Origin of the sequence: Borborobacter arsenicus, assembly GCF_003934165.1 — a bacterium.
Lineage (GTDB): Bacteria > Pseudomonadota > Alphaproteobacteria > Rhizobiales > Rhizobiaceae > Pseudaminobacter > Pseudaminobacter arsenicus.
Genome location: NZ_RKST01000011.1, coordinates 201,609 through 219,972, shown reverse-complemented (window position 1 = coordinate 219,972; position 18,364 = coordinate 201,609). Strand labels below are relative to the sequence as shown.

The window sequence follows — 18,364 nt, the reverse complement described above, 5'->3', positions numbered from 1 at the left end:
ATGCATGCGTGAACCTCGCCTTAATCCGTCTGATCAAGGCTGATAAAAAATGTTCATCCTCAGGAGCGTCCCGGTTGCCTGGCAGGACGCTGAATTTCCCCGATTCTTGATTGCTCCCCAGGCAAGATTATTGCATAATATGAAACACCAGACTTACCGCTTGTCAAGCGGCCTTGCCCCAACGTAAGAAAAAGTTCTGGTGGCTAATGATGGCACAGTGGACCCTGCCAAAGGGCGTGCCAAATCTGCTCGGAGCCTGCCAATTTGCGGCGCTCCTGTCCACACGGTTTTGCCTGATAATGAAATTTTTTGCATATGAGTATTGCACGATAGAAAATTTGAGTCAGTATGGATGGCAATCCATATGGCGGCATTGTCCGTCATCGGGCCGGTAAAACATGATTTCGAATGGGAGTAAGGATCAGATGACGGCATCCTGGAGATTTTCGACTTTGGCGGACCGCCATCGTGCTCTTGGTTCCAAGCTGGAGGACTGGAGCGGTATGGGAACCGCCTGGACCTACGACAAGGATTGGGACGAGGAATACATCGCCATCCGCACCAAGGCCGGCATCATGGATGTGTCGGGCCTGAAGAAGGTGCACATCAATGGCCCTCATGCCTCGCATGTGATCGACCTGGCCACGACGCGCGACGTCGAGAAGATCTATCCGGGAAAATCCTCCTATGCCTGCATGCTCAACGATGCCGGCAAGTTCACCGACGACTGCGTGATCTACCGCATGGGCCCCAATTCATGGATGGTCGTGCACGGTTCGGGGTCGGGCCATGAGGAACTGACCCGCGCTTCCATCGGCCGCGACGTCTCGATCCGCTTCGACGACAATCTGCACGACCTGTCGCTGCAGGGGCCGGTGGCCGTGGACTATCTGGCCAAGCATGTTCCCGGCATCCGCGACCTCAACTATTTCCATCACATGCAGACACGCCTGTTCGGCCTGCCGGTGATGATCTCGCGCACCGGCTATACCGGTGAACGCGGCTATGAAATCTTCTGCCGCGGCCAGGACGCCCCGCAGATTTGGGATACGATCGTGGCCGAAGGCAAGGAGATGGGGATCATCCCCACCCGCTTCACCACGCTCGACATGCTGCGGGTCGAAAGCTACTTGCTGTTCTACCCCTACGACAATTCGCAGAAATACCCGTTCGAGAACGAAGGCCCTGGCGACACGCTGTGGGAACTCGGCCTCGACTTCACCGTCAGTCCCGGCAAGACCGGTTTCCGCGGTGCCGAGGAGCACTACCGCCTGAAGGGCAAGGAGCGCTTCAAGATTTTCGGCGTTCTGCTGGAGGGCGACAAGCCCGCCGACGAGGGCGCCCCCATTTACCGCAACGGCAAGAAGGTTGGCGTCGTCACCTGCGCCATGTATTCGCCGCTGGTCAAGAAATCGATGGGCATCGCCCGCCTCGACGTCGATTGCGCCGTCCAGGGCACGCCGCTCGAAATCCACAATGAGAGCGGAACGGTCAAGGCGACCGCCCATACGCTTCCCTTCGACGACCCGAAGAAGCTGAAGCGCACGGCAAAGGGCTGACAGAACGATGTCGGCAGCTTCGATGTTAAGCCGACCGGTCTATGGCACGCTTTCGCCGCAGGCCGGAAAGCACCATCTCCTCGTCGCCGACGCCGAAGGCGCGGCGGCGATCCTGGACCTCGCGAAGAACGCCCCTGCGGATTTCTTCGCCAAAGCGCACATCATATATATTCCGGGCGCATCCGGTCCCGAATATATCGATGCGCTCAAGGCGCTGAATCCCGAGCGGTTCTATGAAGGGCCGTCCTTCGCCGCAGCGCTTCCCCGATTGCGCCAGACATTCGACGCAGCCCATATGGGAACGCGCCTCTATATAGCTGGCTCGGAAGGCTTGATCGGGCAGGTCATGCAGGTGGCCGCTGAGGCCGGTGTCGACCACGCTTCCATCCAGACCGAGCAGCGCGGCTCGCTGGCGCGCCGCGTGCAGTGCGTCCATTGCAAGGGCATCACCGAGAATGTGACCACGCAACCGGTGAAATGCTCGCATTGTGGCCTGCTTTTGCTGGTACGCGACCATTACTCACGCCGCTACGCCGCCTTCCAGGGTGTTTGCATCAATGCGGAGGACCCTACAGACATTCCTCCAACAGAGGAGATTTTCCGTTGAGGGCCGGATCAAACAGGATCGACGTCACCGTTACCGATGTCGTCGTCGTCAACGAGTTGGTTAAACGTTTCCACTTCGAGCGCACGCATGGCGGCATCCTGCCGACATTTTCGGGCGGCGCGCATGTCGTGGTGGAGATGCGCGACGAGGGCAAGACCCGTCTGAACCCCTATTCGCTGATGAGTTCGCCACTCGACACGCGTGACTATACGATCAGCGTGCGGCGCGACGATGCCGGCCGTGGCGGCTCGCTGTTCATGCACCGTGAGGTCAAGCCCGGCCAGCGCATGGTCATCAGCAACCCGGTCAACCTGTTCTCGCTCGATCTGCGTGCCAAGAAGCACCTGATGATTGCCGGCGGCATCGGCATCACGCCCTTCATGGCCCAGACAGCCCAGCTTGCCGGCCGTGGCGGAAATTTCGAGTTGCACTATGCGTGCCGCAACGATGCGCTCGCCACCTATGCCGATGTCTTGACGGCCCGCTACGACCGGCGCATCCATCTCTACCGCGACGACCACGGCGAAAAGCTTGATCTCGAAAAGCTGCTGTCGACGCAGCCGCTAGGCACTTATCTTTACGTCTGCGGCCCGGCAGGGATGATCAAATGGGTTCGCGCCACCGCCGCCGAGGCCGGGTGGCCGGACGAGACCGTGCATTTCGAGCATTTCGCTGCTCCGCAGCCTGGCAAGCCCTTCGACGTGAGGCTCGCCGTCAGCGAGGTCGATATTCGTGTCGGCGAACATGAAAGCCTCCTCGAAGCGATCGAGGCGGCCGGTCTCAACCCGCCATATCTGTGCCGTGGCGGCGTCTGCGGCCAGTGCGAGACCAATGTAATTTCCTATGATGGCAAGTTCCTGCACAACGACCATTGGCTGAGCGAGGAAGACCACCGCTCCGGCTGCAAGATCATGCCATGCGTTTCGCGCTTCGAGGGCAAGTCTTTGACTCTCGAGCGCTAGAGCATGATCCCGAAAAGTGGGGCACCGGTTTTCGGAAAAGATCATGCTCAAACAGGGAACTGAAGCGTGAGGACGATTCAACGAAAGTCATCGCGCGCCAAGGACCAACCGGCCATTATCGGACCGGGTGCTTGAACAGGTAGATGGGGAGCGGCGCCAAGGCGCGACCCGTTCCAGGCGAGGAGGAGCCGATGGGAATCAATTTCAAGCAGGAAACATTTCGCGACGATTTTTCGTTCAGGAACAGCCCTGAGCAGGTCCGGAGGTTTCCATTCCCCTTCCATGAAGACGGCTACATGTATTCGGTCAATATCGAACCGCATGTACCCGGCGCAAAGAACACGGTGTTCGAGCATCTTTTCGATGTCGACGAACACTATGTTTCCGAAATGCACGACCGTGCGCTGGTGCTGGCCGAGGACCCGCTTCGCTGCCAGTCGCTGCCGCATATGACGCTTGCCGGCTGGGACACGCTCGAACTGCTCATGACCGAAAAGGCCAAGAGCTATCCCGAGCATTTCTCGCTGACCCGCGACGGCGACAAATGGCACTGGGTCAATCGACCGCTCGGTATCGATGACCGCTTCACCTTCGGCGACACCTCCACCCTGCCCTACGACCCGCTGGAATATATCACCCGCCAGAGCCAGGGCGACTTTGCCGTGCTCGACCAGCGCGACGGCAATCTGTGGATGGATGCCGGCATCGTCACCACCCAGGCCGACTGGTCGCTGGATTTCGACATCGGCATGAACTTCTTCGAATGGCATGCCCCGGTGCCGCTCGCCCATGAGATGGGCGTCTTCAAGCGGGCGTTGAAGTTCCTCATGGCGCTGCAGCAAGGCCAGCCGGCCCGCCGCCACAACTGGACCATGACCATCAATCCGCGGCTCGACACCAGCCCCGAGAACTACCACAAATGGGGCACGGACCGCACCACGGTGACGCCGGAGAATGTCGGCGACAAGGTGCATCTGCGCGTGGAAATCCAGATGTTCTTCCGCCTGCCGCGCTCCAACGCGCTGCTGTTCCCGATCCGCTGCTATCTGATCAAGATGGACGAGCTGGTGACTTCGCCCAAATGGGCGCGCCGCTTCCACCGCGTGCTGCGTGACCTGCCCCCGGAATTGGCCGAATACAAGGGCCTCGTGCGCTATCGCCCGACCGTGGTCGAATGGCTGTCGAAATATGACGACGGCGCCCCGACCTCGCCCGGCTTCGGTCCGGACTGATCCGGACCTGCCTGCGAAAGAGCATCGGACCGGAATGTGGATCCGATGCTCGAACAAAGCGTTAGAGCGCGCATGCGTTTAGGACGCAGGTCGATTTAGAGCTGCGCCAGAACATCCAGCGCCGCCGTCACCCGCTGATGGTCGGCGGACGAAAGCGGCAGCATCGGCCGCGGTGGGTTTGCCTTGGAAAGCCCAAGGATATTTGTGGCAGCATAGATCACGCGATAGCTGCTCAACTCCCTGAACAGGGCCCAGAGCGGCTCGAAATGGGAGTTGATGCGCTGCGTTTTGGCGGCATCGCCGCTCTGCGCGGCACGCATCAGCTTCAGCGTCGGCTCCGGCAGCAGGCCGGCAACGACACTGTACCAGGCAACGCCGCCGGCCAGAATGGCGCCCGGCACATTCCAGTCGGCTGCATAGCCGATGGCAAAATCGGCGGGCAGAGCAGAACGGAGCGCCGCGTGGCTTGCCTGCATCTCCTGCGCCGGCAGCGCCGGGTTCTTGACGGCGACGATATTGGGAAGGGCGGCAAGGCGCTTCAGAAGCTCCACGCCGAACGAAAAATGCGTCGTGCCAGGATTATTGTAGATGCATAGCGGCAAGTCGGTCGCCGCAGCAACCGCTTCAAAATGCTGGAACACTTCCTCATTATTGAGCGGCGTGTAGGACACCGGGGCAAGCAGGAGCCCATCCGCGCCTGCCGCCTGCGCATCGCGCGCCAGGGCCTCCGCCTCATCCGTGCGCAATGCTCCGACACTGGCAATGACCGGCGTTTTCCGCCCCAGGCAGTCCACTGCAGCCTCGATGGCCCGCCGCCGCTCGCTACGGCTGAAATACATGTAGGACCCGGTGCTTCCAAGCAGCCCCACCGAGGCGACGCCAGCGTCATCTGCACGACGCAGCAGGACCGCGAGCTCATCGACATTCACGCGGCCATTCTGGTCAGCAGGCGTGATCGGAAAGGCGGACAAACCTCGAAACAGCATCGGAAGCCCCTCGAACAGAACCAAAGCTCGCAGGCTTTGGCGACGAGAACCTGCGCCTGACCGATAAGCCGGAGGGTGGGACGGGGCGCAAGACCAAATCCGATCTTGTCGATCTCGTTTTTGGAACGCAATGGGCCAGCCGGCGCGAGCCGGTGGTATGAACCGATGAAGACGCTCGCCCGACGCGCACCTATTCGGTGTTGCTGCCTTGTGGATAGGAGATGATCGACAGATACCGTATCGGCAAGTGTGTCAATTCTTCCGGGCCATGCGGCGCGTCGGCGTCGAAGAACAGGCTGTCGCCAGGCATCATCCGATAGAGATTATTGCCGTGCCGATAAACGACTTCACCCTCCAGCATGTAAAGGAATTCCATGCCGTCGTGCTGGAAGGTCGGAAACACGTCCGAATCCTCGCTCAGCGTTATCAGATAAGGCTCCACGACGACGCCGCTGGTGTTGGAGCCGACATGGCCGAGCAGCGTATATTGATGACCGGCCCGCGTGCCGCGCCGCTCCACATCCACACCCTCGCCCGCCTTGACAAAGACGGCGTTGCGCTCTTCCTCAAAGCGCCGCAGGAAGGCCGTCACGGGGACGCCGAGCGCCCTCGACAGCGATTGTAGCGTCGTCAGCGAGGGCGAAGTATTGCCGTTCTCGATCTTGGACAGCATGCCGAGCGAAATATTGGTCGCCGCCGCCAGGTCAGCAACGGTGATGCCGAGTTTCTTGCGGAACCCGCGGACCTCCCGGCCGATCGCGACCTCAAGCACATTCTCGCGCGTATCGCGCACGGCGTGGGGATTCTGCTTCAGCGCCGTCTCGGCATGGGCGTCCTTGCCCACCGCCTTGGGCAGTGGCGCAGCCACCCCGTTTTGCTTTGGCTTCTTGCGTTCTGTTGCCTGTGGCATGATTATCGCCGCCTGTTTGAGACTCTCCGGATTTCACTTACAGTAAATATTTTTAATCTGAGTATGCAGATCATGCAACAATTTTCCAGCTGCTTTCGCCCGATCGCAGCGGATCATTTTCTACTGCCTGCCCTGACTGAGAAAAATTGATCCTATCACCGGCTTGAAAACCGTCCGCCATCCATGGCGGAAGGGTCCGGCATCACGGATTTTAACCTTTGTTAATTTTAGGGTTTGCGTCGCGATTCGGCTGCGATAGATTAGGACCGAATCAGTCGGCCGTGGGGGCTGCACAAAATCAACAAAGGTCTGATGCGCCGGGCATTTCCGGTGGCAGACGCGGGATCGGTTTCGCGTGACCCACACGGATTCGGCCGATGGCACATCGCCGCGTCCGGTGCGTGTTTTTCGTAACAGGTAATGCGTTCCAAGTTCGGTTTCTGGTCACGCCAGCGCCCGGACACCATATGGATTCCGTCAATTTTTTGGGACAATGACCAGCCTCGCCGTCCAACAACAAGCCTCCAGGACTTTCGCCGCCAGACTGGCATCGCGCGGCGACCTGACCGGCTTTCTCATGGAACTGACGGAAGAGATCGGCGCGGACAACTACATGCTGGTCACCATCCTGCACGAACAGGACCGCAACGAGGCGCGCATCGTCGCCTCCAACTGGATCTACGACGCGATCCAGCTTGCCGGCCACCCGTTGATTGCCGCGCTCGCGCAGGGGCCGCTTGCCGCCGCACCGGGATCGCGCCCGCGCAGCCTGATCACCTCGCGGGCACCGGCTGCCGGTCCGTTGAACGGGGAAGAGGCAAGGCTGCTTGCCGTTCTGGGCCATTGCGAAATCTATTCGCTGCAACTGAATGTCGGCCGCCAGCGCCTGTTCATCCTGTTTTCGGCTGCACAAGCCGGACAGATTAACGTCGACGGCCTGATGCGGGCGCAGCTTCAATGCTGCTATGCGCTGTCGCAGGTGCCGGCTCTGCTTGCGGCAGCCTCGATGCGCGACCCGCTTTCCGACCGCGAACGCGAATGCCTGTTCTGGGTCTCGGAAGGCAAGACCACCGACGAGGTGGCTGTCATCCTCGGCGTCTCGTCCAATACCGTCAACAGCTACATCACCCAGGCAATCCGGAAATTTTCGGCGAGCAACCGCGCCATGGCGGTGGCGACAGCGATCAGGAGCGGCATCATTTGACCCAGGCACAGGCACAGGATTTTGCGTGCTCCGGTTTCGGCGAGCACAAGAACCCCTTCGGGTCGGCAGCCCATGATGCGCCGACCCATGAAGCGGTCACCATTGCCGATGCAGTGCGGCGCTGCCGGTGGATCGCCGTCGATATCAACGCCGCTTCCTTCGGACTCTATTTCGTCGCGCCTTCCATGGAGCGCGCCCGTCTGGTTCCCTGTTTCGATTCGGATTTTCCGCGTGTATCGCTGGCGACGAAATTCGTTTCCGGCAACAATGGCGAAGAGCTCGTGCGGCATGCGCGGGCCTCCACCCAGCCGCGCTGGTGGAGCGCCAATCCCGGCACAAAGTCATCGGCTCTGTTCGAAACCCTCGATTGGGCCGCCAGAATCCAGCCGCTGGTTCCCGACAGTTCCGGCATCGCCTTTCCGGTCTATGCCGATCGCAGCCATTGCGGAGCGGTGGTGTTTTTCGGGCATGACATCATGCTGGCACCCGAACAGCTTCATGAAATACATGCCCGCTGCTTTGCGCTGTTTGCCGCCGTGGCAGCGATCCGGCCCGGCAGCAGCGGCAAGGTGCCTTCGGTCTCCAAACGCGAGCTGGAATGCCTCAAGCTGACCGCCAACGGCTATACCAGCGAGGAAATCGCCAAATTGCTGAAACTGTCGGTGCACACCGCCAACCAGTACCTCACCAACACGGCCCACAAGCTCAATGCCGTCAACCGCATGCAGGCGGTGGCCAAGGCGCTGCGGCTGGGTCTGATCGAGTAATCAGAGGCTATCCTTGTGCCAGCGGTTCCGTGCGGCGGATTCTCGCCTTCTCCAGCGCAGCCGCCAGAAATGCAGTGTTCCTTTCGGGGTCCTCGTCCGGCTGTTCGAAGGCGACGTAGTTGACCTCGACCGAGGCGTGAAGGGCGCTGAGCGTCAGCGTGAAATAGACAGTCGCACCGACAGGCCGCAATTCCAGATCGAGTGCGATCTGCGGCGGCTCCGTCCAGCCGACATGGGCCTCGCCGCCATGCCCCAGCCGAAGCGTCCGCGGCTGGAAATAAAGCTCGGTGGCGGAATCGACGATGTCGGAAATGCAGGCAAAATGCTCCAGCCGGATGAAGGCGATGTAATCGGCGACATCGACCAGGCGAAGCTCGCTGACCACCTCCTGGATTGCATTGGCGACGATGATTTCGCGTGTCGATGCGTGGGGTTGCCTGATCATGAAATCTCTTTGCGTTGCGCCTTGCCGGCATAGACGACCCGGACCAGCTCGGCGACTGCCTGATAGAACTTGGGCGGTATCACGCTATCGACTGAAACTTGCTTGTACATGGAGCGGGCGAGCGCGACGTCCTCGAAGATCGGAATATTGTGCTGTTCGGCGATCTCGCGGATGCGCAGCGCCACCAGATCCTGCCCCTTGGCCACCACCAGCGGGGCGCTGTCCTCGTCACGCACATATTTCAGCGCTATCGAGAAGTGGGTCGGGTTGGCGATGACGAGCGTTGCACGCGGCACCGCCGTCATCATGCGCCGGCGCGCCCGGTCGCGCCCAAGCGAACGCAGCCGCGATTTGACGATCGGATCGCCTTCCGACTGTTTCAGCTCGTCCTTGACCTCCTGGCGTGTCATCCGCAGTTCCTGGCGCCAGTGGAAGCGCGACCACACCAGATCAACCGCCGTGATCAGCCCCATGACGAAGACGATCGAAACGAGGATATCGATGGTCATGGAGCGGATGACCTGCGCGAAGGCGGTCGGCTGCGTGATCATGCCGGCGAGCAACTGGCGAAGATCGTCACTCAGCACGAAGACCAGAACGAGGACGGCAAAACCGACCTTGCCGAGCGATTTCAGGAACTCGACAAAGCCCTGGAGGCCGAACAGCCTGTTCCACCCCTTGGTCAGCGAAATGCGCGAGGCCTGCGGGCGGATGCGTTCACCGACGAATTGCGGCATGTTCTGCAGTACCGAAGCACCGACGCCAGCAACCACAAGAAGCAGCATCATGATGCCCAGCGGCTTGGCGATCTCGATGAAGACGATTTGGTAAAGCTCGATGACGTCACGTTCGGTGGCAAGCGGCCAGCCTTCCGGCTTTTCCAGGAAAATCGACAGGAAGACACCGAGCCGGGCCACGCTGTCCTGGGCGAAGAACACCGCAAAGATGAGAATGGCGACGAAGGAAGCGAAGATCGTCGTTTCCTTCGCGACCGGCAGCTTGCCTTTCTCAACGCTGTCGCGAACCTTCTTTTCTGTCGGTTCTTCGGTTTTGCTTTCCTTATCGGCGGTATCGGACATGGCGCAGCGAGCCGGTCAGGAGTGTGGCCGCCCTCAGGCGGCGTTTTGCGCCGACGGCAGCTCGAAAGCGCCTTCGACCGACATGCGGATGGCCGTGGAGGCGACGGTGCGCCGTGCATCGGCGATATCGGCGGCGGCGATACCATCGCTTGCCTGCCCAAGCTCCGATTCGATCATCCGGCGCGAGCGTGCGCCAATGGAAGACAGCACCGCCTCTGTCAGTGCGGCATCGGCTCCGCGCAGGCACAGCGTCACCAATTCGGTGGACAGGCCATCGAACAGCGCCACGCGCGCCTTCTGCGTCAACAGCACGATATCCTCGAAGGAGAACAGCCGGGCGCGGATGCCATCCAGGTCGGTCGCACCGGTCGCCTCCAGATCCTGCATCACCTCTTCGAGATGCTCCTTGTCCATCTCGTTGAGCAGGCTGGCGACGCGGCTCTGGCCGGCCGAGATATCCTTGCCGGTGTTTTCAGCCAGGACACGGCTGCGCAACTGGTTTTCGACGATGCGGCTTGCCGCCTCCTGGATCGTCGTCATCGACAACATGCGCCGGATGACGTCGCCGCGCATCGGCTTGCCCAGCGTCAGCAGCACATTGGCGGCAAAGGGCGGCGCCAGCCGCGACAGGATGAGCGCTGCCGTCTGCGGATGCTCCACCGCCAGGAAAGCGCCGATGCGCGCGGGATCGAGCCGCTCGAGGTCGTTCCAGATCTGCGGCGGCTCCGGCGCGACGACCGGCTTGGCGCCGCTCATGATCGCATCCACCTCTTCCGGCGACAGCGACTCATTGAGGATCGTGTCCATCTTGTCGGCGGAATCGAGCAGGCCCGCGCCCTCGGTGAATTCCGCCTCGAATTCGGCGACGATTTTTTCCAGATCGCCTTGCGGGATGGTGCGCAGCAGGCGGGCACCCTCGATCAGCGCCTTCAATTCCTCCTGCTTGAAGAATTTCAGCAGCTTGCTGGCCGATGGCTTGCCCATCGCAACCAGGATGGCCGCGGCCTTTTGAGCGCGCGTCAGCGTGGCCAACGGCGTGCTCATGCCAGAACCTTCCATCGACGAGGGAATGGCGCGCCAGCTATCATCAGGACAGTTTCGCCGCAGTGATGATCTCGGTCAGCCTTATGCCGAAGCGCGAGGGATCGTTTTCCAGCACGGTGATCTCGCCGCGCGCGATGCGGCGGCCATTGACCACGACATCGACCGGTTCGCCGATGCGGCGGTTCAATGCGACGGTAGACCCTTTCTGCAGTGCCATCAGGTCGGAAACCGGCATCTCGGTGCTGCCAAGCACGATCTGCACATCCACAGGGATATTCATGATCAGGCTGGAATTGGGCGACGCCGCCTCCGCATGCTTTGCCCCGCCAGGCTGCGATTCCTGCTCGTGGAGCGCACCGCGCAATTCCTCGATCGCGCGGTTGAGCTGTTCTTCCGGAATGTCGTGATCCGGTTCCGGATTGGTCTGGTTCATTGCCTTCTCCACTTCAGGATCGTCTCGAAACGACGCCACGCCTCAACCGGGCAGCAGCGTATCGATAAGATCCTGGCCGGCATCGAAAGGATGCCTGATTCGCACTGTGTAATTCTGCCCGAGTTTGCCGAATTCGCACACAAAGAGTGTCTTGCTGCGCGCCGAAAGCCGCGCCTCGGTCTGTGCGCCCTCGCCAAGCTCGATGACCATCCCCTCCTGCAGCCTGGCCACCTCGCCGAGCGTCATGCGCGCAAGCGGCATGCTGGCTTCCAGATCGACGGTCGAGCGCATGATCTCCTCGCCGAAGCGCGCGCTCCAGTTCGAGGCCGTGTCACGGTCGCTGCCAGGGGCGACACTCGCCTCGCCACGATGCTTGAGCAGAACGCGCTGCGGCATCATCAAGGAGATGCGCCCCGAACTGGTCGCGGTCGAGACCCGAAAATCCACCCGCACCGCCGGTGCATCGCGGATGATATGCTTCTTCAGCTCGGTCCCGGTGATGGCAGCCGGCAGCGGCATGCGAAACGCGAAGGCGCGTTCGCCAGACCCGTTCACCGCCTGGGCGATTTCCTGGAACACCATGCTCGCCACTTCGGTTTCGGTCGGCGACAATTCGCGCTCGATCGGCGTGACCGGCAGGTCGGGGTCGCCGCCGAACAAGGCGCTGACGACAACCGCCACTGCCGCTGAATCCATCAGCAGGATGAGCGCGTCGGGCGAGGAGGCAGACGACGCCACGCTCATCGCATGCTGGCCACTCTGTGGCCGCGCCTGGATCAGCCGTGCAAGTTCCACCGCCTCGATGTCGAGCTCGACGGGAACGGCAAGCTTCCCGCCCAGCGCCAGGGTGATGGCGGGAAGCGCCCGCTCAGCCACGGCGCGGGCGGCGCCGACGACATGGTTCGGCTCGCCGGTCTCGCCGATCAGGCGCTCCAGGATGCTCGCACGCATTCCCGCGGGATTGGCCAGGCTGCTCATGATCAGCCGTTTCCCCGTTCAGTCGCCGCCATCCTCACGCCGCCTTCTTCGTCGCGTCGGCAGCGGCGTTCATGGTGCTCTGCTCGACGGCATCGATGGAGGGCCGATCATAGGACGAGATGGTCTTGCGGCCGAATTCGATGGCTACCTGGGGCAGCGAGCCGTTCATATAGGCAAGCAGCGTCTGCTTGACGATGACATAGAGCCGGTTGTTCTTTTCGCGCACCGTCTTGATCTTGGTGGCGATTGGACCGACCACGGCATAGGACAGGAAGATGCCAAGAAAGGTGCCGACCAGCGCCGCACCAATCAGCGCGCCAAGGATTTCCGGCGACTGGTCGAGCGCACCCATCGCCTTGACCACGCCGAGCACGGCCGCGACGATGCCAAGCGCCGGCAGCCCGTCGGCCATCGCCGTCATGGCATGGTAGGGCTTCAGCTTGTCGGCACGGATCGTATGGATTTCCTCATCCATCAGCGCTTCGATCTCATGCGGCCTTGCGTTGCCGATGATGATCAGGCGGCAGTAGTCGCAGATGAAATTGGTTAGGTCGCGCTTTTTCAAGACGGTGGGGAAGGCCTGGAAGATGACGGATTCTTCGGGATTGTCGATATGGGCCTCGACCTCGCTGCGCGATTTCGTCCGCAATTCACGCATCAGGCTGTGCAGTACGCCGAGTGTCTCCAGATAATCCCGCTCATGGGGCACGGCCTGTTTGAAGGCTTCGATGCATCCCCGCCCTGTATCCTTGACGACGGAGATCGGGTTGGCCACCAGGAATGTGCCGAGTGCCGCGCCGCCGATAATGACGAATTCCCAAGGCTGCATCAGGACTTCGACATGACCGCCCATGGCCATGAACCCTCCGAGCACGCAACCCAGGGTCACCACAAAACCGATCAGTATGCCCACCGTCAGCCCTTCCGCCAATTTTCCTGCGGAGTCTGCAATAGCGGCCGTGCCTTGCGTGAGGCTTGAATCATTTCCGCTTTTTTCGCGATGCCGGGGCATTCAGTTTCGCGCAAGCCAGCCCGACTAGCGTGGCCGGACAGAATTGGCCGGGATTGCTTGCGTGCTCAACACATTCACCAGCTACCAGATGATTGCAAAGAACCTGGCGACCTCGCTCGATCGGGTCGGCAAGCAGCCTTTGGTGGACCGCGAGACCAGATATTATCTCGACAACATCACCAAGGTGAAATCGATCGAGGAATTCGTCGCCGACGACCGGCTGTTCAAATATGCCATGAAGGCGCATGGCCTGCAGGACATGGCCTATGCCAAGGCCTTCATGGTCAAGGCGATGAAGGAAGGCATCTCCAGCCCCGACAGTTTCGCCAACAAGCTGACCGACAAGCGCTATGCCGAATTCGTCGCCAGCTACAACTTCGCCGCGTTGGGCGAGCAAGCGACCACCTACATCCGCGCCCAGCACGGAACGGTCAAGAACTATCACACCCAGGCGCTGATTGCGGGCGTCAATCCGGAATCCGAAGCGGTCAAGAGCGACACCGCCTACTACCTCGCCAATATCGGCAATGTGCGCTCCATCGACGACCTACTGGCCGACGACCGCCTGTTCTCCTATGCGATGGGCGCCTTCGGCATGAACCCGGAAGTCGACACCAAGGCGTCGATCCGCGAGATGCTGGAAGGGGGCGTGCGCGATCCCGACAGCCCCGCCAACAAGGCGAGTGAACCGCGCTATGCGGCCTTTGTCTCGACCTTCAACTTCGAGGCGCAGGGCGAGGCGGCGACCACCTGGAACGCCGCGCAGCAGTCGACGATCGACAAATATATGCGCCAGACGCTGGAAGAAGATGCCGGCGCGCAAAATGAAGGCGTGCGCCTGGCGCTCTATTTCCAGCGCAAGGCCTCCGGCATCACCTCTTTCTATCAGGTGCTGGCCGACCCGGCGCTGGCGCAGGTGGTGCGCACCGCCCTTGGCCTGCCGGCCTCCTTCGCCTCAGCCGATCTCGACAAGCAGGTCCAGCTTTTCGAAAGCCGGTTGAAAATCGAGGATTTCTCCGAACCCGAAGCGCTCGGCAAGTTCCTGACGCGCTTCACCAGCCTTTGGGAGATCGACAATCCGACGGCAACGGCAACGACCTCGCTCAGCGTGCTGTTCAGCCAACCGGTGGAATATGGCGTTTCGACCAATCTCCTCCTCGCCATCCACAAAATGAAAAGCTGAGATTACCTATGCAGGATGGCCTTTACGTCGCCCTTTCGGCCCAGATCGCGCTGGAGCGCCGGCTTACCACCATCGCCGACAATGTCGCCAATGCCTCGACCGTCGGCTTTCGCGCCACCGGCGTGAAATTTGAAGATGTGGTGTCGGGCCTCGGCGAAAAATCCGTTTCCTTTGCGTCCACCGGCGACACCTATCTGGCGACGGCGGCAGGTTCGCTGCGCGAGACGGGCAACCCATTCGACTTCGCCATCAAGGGCGAAGCCTGGTTCGGCATCGAGACGCCCGCCGGCACCGTCATGACCCGCGACGGCCGTTTCACCATGCTGGAGACCGGCCAGCTGGTGAGCATAGAGGGCTATCCTGTACTGGATGCGGGAGGAGCGCCGATCCAGCTCGATCCGCGCAACGGCGCGCCCGAGGCCGGCGCCGATGGCACGTTGCGTCAGGACGGAAACCTGGTCGGGGCGCTCGGCCTGTTCGACTTCACGCCGGGGGCAAATTTCACCCGCTACGGCAATTCCGGCATCCTGCCTCCCGGTGCACCCGAACCCATTGTCGACCGTATCGATGTCGGCGTGGCGCAGGGTTTCGTGGAAGAATCCAACGTCAACCCGATGCTCGAAATGACCCGCCTCATTGCCGTGCAGCGCGCCTTTGAAAACACCGCCGCCCTGATGCGCAGCTCCGAGCAGACCTTCACCGAGGCCGTGCGCACGCTCGGCTCGAAATAGGCGATAGGTGATGAACGCCACGCCGGCCGCGGTCGAGATGGGAATGCCGCCGCTCCAAGTCGAAAACCGCCTTGCTATCCTGGAGCCTGCCTATCGCCGCTTCGCCGACGAGCGCACCATCGTGCGACGCGGCGGCCGCATCACAGAAGTGTCGGCGACCCATTACACTGTACGCGGCCTCTCGGACACCGCCCGGCTGGGCGACATTGTGGAGCATCGCAGCAAGGCAGGAACCAGGCGCGGCGAGATCGTCCGCATCGGCGCGCACGAGGTGCTGATCGCGCCTTTCGAGGGCAGCAACGATGCGGGCGTGGGCGATGCAGTCTTCAATTGCGGACCCTTTATCATCGCGCCACATGCGACGTGGCGCGGCCGGGCCATCGATTCGCTCGCCCGCCCCATCGATGGCGGATCGGCGCTGATCCAGGGCGACCCTTGCGAAACGGCCGACGCGACCCCGCCGGCAGCGCTGGCCCGACAGCGCGTCGGCACCGCCTTCAAGACCGGCGTGCGCGTCATCGATATTTTCACCCCGATCTGCTTTGGCCAACGGCTCGGCGTCTTCGCCGGCTCCGGCGTCGGCAAGTCGACGCTGCTTGCAATGCTTGCCAGCGCCGAGGCTTTCGACACTGTGGTGGTGGCGCTGGTAGGTGAGCGCGGCCGCGAAGTGCGCGAATTTCTCGAAGACACGATCGGCGCCGAAAGCATGGCCAAGACCGTTGCCGTGGTCGCGACCAGCGACGAAAGCGCCATGATGCGCCGCCGGGCGCCCGATACGGCAATGCGGGTGGCGGAATATTTCCGCGACCGCGGCGACCGCGTGCTGCTGGTGCTCGATTCGATCACCCGTTTTGCCCACGCACTGCGCGAGGTTGCGATCGGCACCGGCGAGCCGCCGATCGCGCGTGGCTATCCGGCCTCCGTCTTCACCGACCTGCCCAAGCTGCTCGAACGCGCTGGCCCCGGCGTGGAGGGTGCTTCCGGCTCGGTCACCGCCATCATCTCGGTGCTGGTGGACGGCGACGACCACAATGACCCGGTCGCCGATTCGGTACGCGGCATTCTGGACGGCCATATCGTGCTTGACCGCGCAATCGTCGAACAAGGCCGTTATCCGGCGGTCAACCCTTTGTCATCGATCTCGCGCCTCGCCGGCAAGGCCTGGAGCGAGGACGAGCGCATGCTGGTGACGCGGCTGAAATCCATGATCTCGCGCTTCGAGGACACCCGCGACATCAGGCTTCTCGGTGCCTATCAGCCCGGCGCCGATGCCGAGCTGGATACGGCGGTACGCCAGGTGCCGCTGGTCTATGAAGTTCTGATGCAGACCCCGGCCGACCCACCCTCGCCCGACCCGCTCGCCGACCTCGCCCGCCATTTGAGAGCCAAGGAAAATCCGCATGCAGCTCAGCCAAATTGAGCAGACGCTTAGCGATCAGCTTCAGGCCATGAAGGTGAAGGAGTCCGGCAGGTGGCCAAAATTGGGGCTGCCGTTTCGCCGTAGGTCGGCTGAAGCTGCCGCACGCGCCTCTTCGCAGACAAAGGATCGCCGCGGCGATCTCGTCATTGCCGGCCTCGGCGTGGCGCTCGGCCTCGGTTGTGCGCTGTTTCCCTGGTTCATCTTCCTCAACCAGGAAAAATTCGGCATCCGCGCACTTGAATTCAGCGGCGGCGGACGAGCCGGGCGCACCGCCGGCCTTTCCCTGGAACATCGCGCCGACCGCTCCGCCAGCGAGGCAGCGGGCGAGGACCTCACCATTGGCGCGCTCGATCCCTTCCCGACCGGAACGCTGCCCGACAGGAGGGCATTCACGCCGCTTGCCGACCAGCCCTTCCCGGCAGACCCGATCGAATTCCGCCTGGTCCACATTGCCAATGGCCGTGCCATGATCGCTGACGATTCCGGCCTGTGGGTTGTCCAGCGCGGCTCATCCTTGCCCGATAACAGCCGCGTCGCTTCGATCGAGCAGCGCGGGGGCAAATGGGTGCTCGTCACCAGCACCGACAGGGTGCTCGAACTGACGCAGTAACACCACCCGAACGCAAGGCCCGCGCAAGACTGGCCGCCTAGACTCTGGATATCTGGCCGGAGATTTCCATGCAGCCCGTCAATCTGTTCAAACTCGCTTCGCAGCAATCGCAGTGGCTTGCCGTGCGCCAATCGGCGATTGCCGGCAATATCGCCAATGTGAATACGCCGGGCTACGGCACGGCTGAGATCGAACCGTTCGAAAAGGTGCTTGATTCGCGCCGCGTCGCCATGAACGCCACCCAGCAGGGCCATTTCAGCGGCGGCGTCACCAATGCCGGCTTTTCTGTGCGCAACGAGGACGGTGCCAATTCGGTGCTGCCATCGGAAAACACCGTCGTTCTCGAAAATGAGCTGATCAAGGCCAACGAGGTGCGCCGGACCTTCGAACTCAACACCGCAATCGTCAAAGCATTCCACCGCATGACGATGCTGAGCGTGAAGGGCTGACGGCATGGATGCACTCTCGGCAACGCTCAAGGTTGCGGCTTCCGGCCTGACTGCCCAGTCCGAACGGTTGCGCATCGTTTCGGAAAACCTCGCCAATGCACAATCGACCGGCAACACGCCGGGGGCCGACCCATATCAGCGCAAGACCATCGTCTTTTCGGCCGAACTCGACCGTGCGCTCGGGGCTTCGACCGTCGATGTCGCTGCCATCAATCGCGATCCTGCAGCCTTTCCGCTGGAGTTCCTTCCCGGCCACGAGGCGGCTGACGAAACCGGCTACGTCAAGATGCCGAACGTCAATGTGCTGGTCGAGATGGCCGACATGACCGAGGCCAACCGCTCCTATGAGGCCAATCTCCAGGTCGTCAAGCAGGCGCGCGACCTCATCTCCATGACTATCGACCTTATGAGAGGCTCGTAATGATCAGCGGCATCGGCGCACTCAACTTGCAGCAGCCGGTCGGCACCGGCACGGAAAATGCCGTCGGGGTTTCGCCCGGCGTGTTGACGCCGCCGGTCGATGTCGACGCGGGCAACTCCTTTGCCGCCATGGTCAGCGAGGCCGCCTCGCGCACCGTGGGAACGCTGCGGGAGGCCGAGCAGGTTTCCGTGCAGGCGCTGCAGGGCGACGCCGATATGCGCCAGGTCGCCGATGCGGTGATGAGCGCCGAGCAGGCGCTGCAGGCGGCCGTCGCAATCCGTGACAAGGTCGTCACCGCCTATCTCGAAATCAGCCGCATGACGATCTGAGGG

General features: G+C 61.8%; 21 protein-coding genes. 13 read left to right on the top strand and 8 right to left on the bottom strand.

Annotated elements, in window-relative coordinates; all coding sequences use genetic code 11:
• Positions 1-425: 425 nt before the first annotated feature.
• The 4 genes from EET67_RS15835 (at position 426) to EET67_RS15820 (ending at position 4,360) form a co-directional block, all read left to right on the top strand.
• Complete coding sequence (locus EET67_RS15835; protein ID WP_128627160.1) at positions 426-1,559, top strand: aminomethyl transferase family protein; 1,134 nt, start codon at positions 426-428, stop codon at positions 1,557-1,559.
• Positions 1,560-1,566: 7 nt separating this feature from the next.
• Positions 1,567-2,166, top strand: coding sequence for a dimethylamine monooxygenase subunit DmmA family protein (locus EET67_RS15830; protein ID WP_128627159.1), 600 nt, complete (start codon positions 1,567-1,569; stop codon positions 2,164-2,166).
• The gene (locus EET67_RS15825) at positions 2,163-3,128 is read left to right on the top strand and encodes a PDR/VanB family oxidoreductase (protein ID WP_128627158.1); all 966 of its coding nucleotides are present in this window, start codon (positions 2,163-2,165) and stop codon (positions 3,126-3,128) included. The genes EET67_RS15830 and EET67_RS15825 overlap by 4 nt, the downstream gene beginning before the upstream one ends.
• Positions 3,129-3,319: 191 nt before the next feature.
• Positions 3,320-4,360 carry a heme-dependent oxidative N-demethylase family protein gene (locus tag EET67_RS15820; RefSeq protein WP_128627157.1) on the top strand — a complete coding sequence of 347 codons (1,041 nt, stop codon included), beginning with the start codon at positions 3,320-3,322 and terminating at the stop codon, positions 4,358-4,360.
• A 95-nt stretch (positions 4,361-4,455) separates the two neighbouring features.
• Here EET67_RS15820 and EET67_RS15815 read toward each other — a convergent pair whose 3' ends face one another.
• Both EET67_RS15815 and EET67_RS15810 read right to left on the bottom strand, forming a co-directional pair.
• Positions 4,456-5,346 (bottom strand): dihydrodipicolinate synthase family protein, encoded by an 891-nt coding sequence (locus EET67_RS15815; RefSeq protein WP_128627156.1) that lies wholly within the window; start codon positions 5,344-5,346, stop codon positions 4,456-4,458.
• Between the two features lie 190 nt (positions 5,347-5,536).
• Positions 5,537-6,256 carry a helix-turn-helix domain-containing protein gene (locus EET67_RS15810; RefSeq protein ID WP_128627155.1) on the bottom strand — a complete coding sequence of 240 codons (720 nt, stop codon included), beginning with the start codon at positions 6,254-6,256 and terminating at the stop codon, positions 5,537-5,539.
• Between the two features lie 493 nt (positions 6,257-6,749).
• Between EET67_RS15810 and EET67_RS15805 the strand changes: the two genes are divergently transcribed.
• A complete protein-coding gene (locus EET67_RS15805; RefSeq protein WP_128627154.1) occupies positions 6,750-7,460 on the top strand; it encodes a helix-turn-helix transcriptional regulator in 711 nt (236 codons plus the stop codon).
• Complete coding sequence (locus EET67_RS15800; RefSeq protein ID WP_128627153.1) at positions 7,457-8,227, top strand: helix-turn-helix transcriptional regulator; 771 nt, start codon at positions 7,457-7,459, stop codon at positions 8,225-8,227. The genes EET67_RS15805 and EET67_RS15800 overlap by 4 nt, the downstream gene beginning before the upstream one ends.
• Before the next feature lie 7 nt (positions 8,228-8,234).
• On the opposite strand, the gene EET67_RS15795 is transcribed toward EET67_RS15800, so the two are convergent.
• From EET67_RS15795 to motA, 6 genes are read right to left on the bottom strand one after another with little or no spacing between them, the layout of a single operon-like run.
• The gene (locus EET67_RS15795) at positions 8,235-8,672 is read right to left on the bottom strand and encodes a hypothetical protein (protein ID WP_128627152.1); all 438 of its coding nucleotides are present in this window, start codon (positions 8,670-8,672) and stop codon (positions 8,235-8,237) included.
• On the bottom strand, positions 8,669-9,751 hold the full coding sequence (flhB, locus tag EET67_RS15790; protein ID WP_128627151.1) for a flagellar biosynthesis protein FlhB: 1,083 nt from the start codon (positions 9,749-9,751) through the stop codon (positions 8,669-8,671). Before flhB ends, EET67_RS15795 begins: the two co-directional genes overlap by 4 nt.
• A gap of 33 nt (positions 9,752-9,784) precedes the next feature.
• A complete protein-coding gene (locus tag EET67_RS15785) occupies positions 9,785-10,795 on the bottom strand; it encodes a flagellar motor switch protein FliG (RefSeq protein ID WP_128627150.1) in 1,011 nt (336 codons plus the stop codon).
• A 43-nt stretch (positions 10,796-10,838) separates the two neighbouring features.
• Entirely contained in the window at positions 10,839-11,228 is a 390-nt protein-coding gene (gene fliN / locus EET67_RS15780; RefSeq protein ID WP_128627149.1) for a flagellar motor switch protein FliN, read from the bottom strand.
• A gap of 42 nt (positions 11,229-11,270) precedes the next feature.
• Complete coding sequence (locus EET67_RS15775) at positions 11,271-12,206, bottom strand: FliM/FliN family flagellar motor switch protein (RefSeq protein WP_128627148.1); 936 nt, start codon at positions 12,204-12,206, stop codon at positions 11,271-11,273.
• Between the two features lie 34 nt (positions 12,207-12,240).
• Positions 12,241-13,119: a flagellar motor stator protein MotA gene (motA, locus tag EET67_RS15770; protein ID WP_128627147.1), complete on the bottom strand. Its 879-nt coding sequence runs from the start codon at positions 13,117-13,119 to the stop codon at positions 12,241-12,243.
• A gap of 160 nt (positions 13,120-13,279) precedes the next feature.
• Between motA and EET67_RS15765 the strand changes: the two genes are divergently transcribed.
• The 7 genes from EET67_RS15765 to fliE all read left to right on the top strand — a co-directional run bounded on the left by EET67_RS15765 (position 13,280) and on the right by fliE (position 18,361).
• Complete coding sequence (locus tag EET67_RS15765; protein WP_128627146.1) at positions 13,280-14,401, top strand: DUF1217 domain-containing protein; 1,122 nt, start codon at positions 13,280-13,282, stop codon at positions 14,399-14,401.
• An 8-nt stretch (positions 14,402-14,409) separates the two neighbouring features.
• Positions 14,410-15,132 (top strand): flagellar basal-body rod protein FlgF, encoded by a 723-nt coding sequence (gene flgF / locus EET67_RS15760; protein ID WP_128627145.1) that lies wholly within the window; start codon positions 14,410-14,412, stop codon positions 15,130-15,132.
• Between the two features lie 10 nt (positions 15,133-15,142).
• Positions 15,143-16,552 carry a flagellar protein export ATPase FliI gene (fliI, locus tag EET67_RS15755; protein WP_128627144.1) on the top strand — a complete coding sequence of 470 codons (1,410 nt, stop codon included), beginning with the start codon at positions 15,143-15,145 and terminating at the stop codon, positions 16,550-16,552.
• Positions 16,533-17,162: a hypothetical protein gene (locus EET67_RS15750; RefSeq protein ID WP_128627143.1), complete on the top strand. Its 630-nt coding sequence runs from the start codon at positions 16,533-16,535 to the stop codon at positions 17,160-17,162. Before fliI ends, EET67_RS15750 begins: the two co-directional genes overlap by 20 nt.
• Positions 17,163-17,230: 68 nt before the next feature.
• The gene (gene flgB, locus EET67_RS15745) at positions 17,231-17,611 is read left to right on the top strand and encodes a flagellar basal body rod protein FlgB (RefSeq protein WP_128627142.1); all 381 of its coding nucleotides are present in this window, start codon (positions 17,231-17,233) and stop codon (positions 17,609-17,611) included.
• A gap of 4 nt (positions 17,612-17,615) precedes the next feature.
• A complete protein-coding gene (gene flgC, locus EET67_RS15740; protein ID WP_128627141.1) occupies positions 17,616-18,032 on the top strand; it encodes a flagellar basal body rod protein FlgC in 417 nt (138 codons plus the stop codon).
• Positions 18,032-18,361, top strand: coding sequence for a flagellar hook-basal body complex protein FliE (gene fliE / locus EET67_RS15735; protein WP_128627140.1), 330 nt, complete (start codon positions 18,032-18,034; stop codon positions 18,359-18,361). Before flgC ends, fliE begins: the two co-directional genes overlap by 1 nt.
• Positions 18,362-18,364: the final 3 nt, after the last annotated feature.